Origin of the sequence: Streptomyces alkaliterrae (assembly GCF_007097205.2) — a bacterium.
Classification (GTDB): domain Bacteria; phylum Actinomycetota; class Actinomycetes; order Streptomycetales; family Streptomycetaceae; genus Streptomyces; species Streptomyces alkaliterrae.
Window position 1 is genome coordinate 1 of the sequence record NZ_VJYK02000455.1, and the last position, 3,065, is coordinate 3,065.

Genomic DNA, 3,065 nt, shown 5'->3' on the forward strand with positions numbered 1-3,065 from the left:
CAGCGGGGGGCGCGGCGCGCTCGGCGGCCTCCTCGGCTGAGTCGCGCCACGCCCCGCCCCCGTCGGCCGGGCCGGTCCCCCACCGGCCCGGCCGACGCACCTCCGACCCCGCGCCGCCGCGCGGCGGCGCCGACCCACCTCATACCCTGCGCCCCCTGTGCGGCTGTTCGGGCTCACCGATCGCCGCCCCGCGACTCACCGACCGCCCCGAATACGGTCCGGGCCCGCTCGGCCGGGCCGCCGTGCCACTCCCGCGCGGCGACCCGGCCGAGCGGGCCCCGGTCCTCGACCGCCTGGCCCGTGCAACCCACCCCGGGCGGGCGGGACGGCATCGACGGTGCTGACCGACCTCACCCCGCCATGTCGGCGGCCCCCGTCGTGTCCCTCGCCTCTGCCGCCTCCGCCGCCAACTCCCTCGCCGCCTCCGTCAGATCCTTCGCCGTGTCGATCGCACGCCAGTAGGCGCCCTGCGGCAACGGGAAGCCGGCCAGCCGCCGTTCCCGCGCCAGCCGCGGGAAGGTCGAGCGCTCGTGGTCGCCGCGCTCCGGCAGCAGCTCGGTGAAGGAAGGCGAGAAGACGTAGACGCCGGCGTTCACCTCGTACTCGACCGGCGGCGACTCGATGAAGTCGACGACGTGCCCGAAGCCGTCCGTCCGGACGGCGCCCCACGGCAGCCGGGGGCGGGCGAGCGCGATCGTCGCCGTCGCGTCCCGCTCCACGTGGAAGTCGGCCATCTCCCGCAGCGCGAACCGGGTCCAGACGTCGCCGTTCGTGGCGTACCAGTCCTCGTCCGGGCGGGGCAGCGCGGCGGCCGCGAAGCGCAGGCCGCCGCCCCTGCCCAGCGGCTCCTCCTCGACCACCGTGCGCGTACGCAGGGGGAGTTCGGCCGCGTCAAGCCAGGTCTCCAGCACGGACGCCAGATGCCCGCAGGAGATCACCACGTCGGTGACCCCCTCGCGGGCGAGCCAGGAGAGCTGGTGGCCGATGATCGGCGTCCCCGTCCCGGGGATCTCCACCATCGGCTTGGGCTTGTCGTCGGTGTACGGACGCAGCCGGGAACCCTGGCCGCCGGCCAGGATCACCGCCTGCGTGGGGTACGTCTGCGGACTGGGACTCATGCCCCGCACGTTAGGCGGGGACGCGACCTCAGCGCGTGGCGGCCACGCCGGCGGCGAACGACGTGTCGCACACGGGCCGGGAGAACCGCTGCGCGCGCTCCGCGCCGTACTTGAGCACCGCCGCCTTGCCCAGAGCCCGGGCGATGTCCATGCAGTGCTCGGCCAGCGACGGCTTGCGGTCCACCGCGCGCTGGAGGCTCGTCAGGGCGACGGCCGGGTCCTCCTGCTGGAGTTCGGTGATGAGCCGGTCCCGCAGTGCCTCGTGCGGCGCGGGCGAACCGCCGGGACGCGCGGGCTTGTTGGCCGCCTCGTCGGCGGCCGAGGCCAGCACCTGCGACTCGGTCGGCGCGGTCGCCCACGGAACCTGGGCCACCGCGAGAGTCCCGGACAGCACCAGGACGACCGGGAGGACAAGAGCAAGAGTTCTGCCGATACGGCGTGCTGCCTGATTCACTGGTGTCTTCCTCGTGATGGGACGCCCCCGGGGAAACGGGAGGCGGATCGGGAGCCCGTAAAGGGGTCACACCGATGGTAGCGAGGAGTACCGGCCTGACGACAGCAAGTCACTCTGAAGGGGTATTAATCGGCGCGTATCCGAGGCGCGAAGTTGACGTTCGTGCTCTCGCCCCGTCTCCGCCCACCCCGTCCGAAAGGGCCCGGCGACGCGTCCTCCGCGCCACCGGGCCCTCCCGTCCTGCCACACGGCCTCAGTCGGTGAGCCGCTCACCCGTCGTCGACGAGAACACGTGGATCTCGCTGCTGCGCGGCACCACGTGGATCTCCGTGCCCTTCTCCGGCGCCTCACGGCCGCCGACCCGGACGACCAGGTCCTTCGGCTCGCCGCCGACCACGGCCGTGCCGTAGACGAACGCGTCCGCGCCCAGCTCCTCGACGACGTTCACCGTCACCGCGAGACCGGCCGGCTCGTCCTTGCTCAGCGCCTGCGCGCCTTCGCCGTTCACCACGTCGAAGTGCTCGGGGCGGACACCCACCGTGACCGACTTGTCGCCCTTCTTCGCCGCCTCCGCGATGGCCTCGCGCGCCACCGGCACCACGCTGTTGCCGAACTTCACACCGCCGTCGATGATCGGCACCTCGACAAGGTTCATCGCCGGCGAGCCGATGAAGCCGGCCACGAACAGGTTCTTCGGCCGGTCGTACATCTCACGAGGCGAGGCGACCTGCTGCAGCAGCCCGTCCTTGAGCACGGCGACCCGGTCGCCCATCGTCATCGCCTCGACCTGGTCGTGCGTGACGTACACCGTGGTGATGCCCAGCCGGCGCTGCAGCGAAGCGATCTGCGTACGGGTCTGCACTCGCAGCTTGGCGTCGAGGTTCGACAGCGGCTCGTCCATCAGGAAGACCTGCGGCTCCCGGACGATCGCCCGGCCCATCGCGACACGCTGCCGCTGACCACCGGAGAGCGCCTTCGGCTTCCGCTCCAGGTACTCGGTCAGGTCCAGGATCTTCGCCGCGTCCTCGACCTTCTTGCGGATCTCGTCCTTCGGCACACCGGCGATCTTGAGCGCGAAGCCCATGTTCTGCGCCACCGACATGTGCGGGTACAGCGCGTAGTTCTGGAACACCATGGCGATGTCCCGGTCCTTCGGCGGAAGGTGGGTGACGTCCCGGTCACCGATCCTGATCGCTCCGCTGTTCACGTCCTCCAGCCCCGCGAGCATCCGCAGGGAGGTGGACTTGCCGCAGCCGGAGGGGCCGACGAGGACGAGGAACTCGCCGTCCTCGATCTCGATGTCGAGCTGGTCGACGGCGGGCTTCTCGCTCCCCGGGTACAGCCGGGAAGCCTTGTCGTACGTGACCGTAGCCATGCTGTTGTGACTCCTTCACCGGCAGGAACGTGCCGGACGATCCGAGTAAAGGGAGGTTGGGCCGCCCACACGGAAGTGGGCGTTCTCGCGACGCTAACCCGCCGTACCCCCCTTTGTC

The 3,065-nt window shown here is 71.5% G+C and carries 3 protein-coding genes; all 3 read right to left on the bottom strand.

What is annotated here, in order from left to right; all coding sequences use genetic code 11:
- Positions 1-350: 350 nt before the first annotated feature.
- Positions 351-1,118, bottom strand: a complete 768-nt coding sequence (locus FNX44_RS25475) for a nucleotidyltransferase family protein (protein WP_143651340.1) — start codon at positions 1,116-1,118, stop codon at positions 351-353.
- Between the two features lie 28 nt (positions 1,119-1,146).
- The gene (locus tag FNX44_RS25480) at positions 1,147-1,572 is read right to left on the bottom strand and encodes a hypothetical protein (RefSeq protein WP_143651341.1); all 426 of its coding nucleotides are present in this window, start codon (positions 1,570-1,572) and stop codon (positions 1,147-1,149) included.
- A gap of 253 nt (positions 1,573-1,825) precedes the next feature.
- The gene (locus FNX44_RS25485) at positions 1,826-2,947 is read right to left on the bottom strand and encodes an ABC transporter ATP-binding protein (protein ID WP_143651342.1); all 1,122 of its coding nucleotides are present in this window, start codon (positions 2,945-2,947) and stop codon (positions 1,826-1,828) included.
- Positions 2,948-3,065 lie beyond the last annotated feature (118 nt).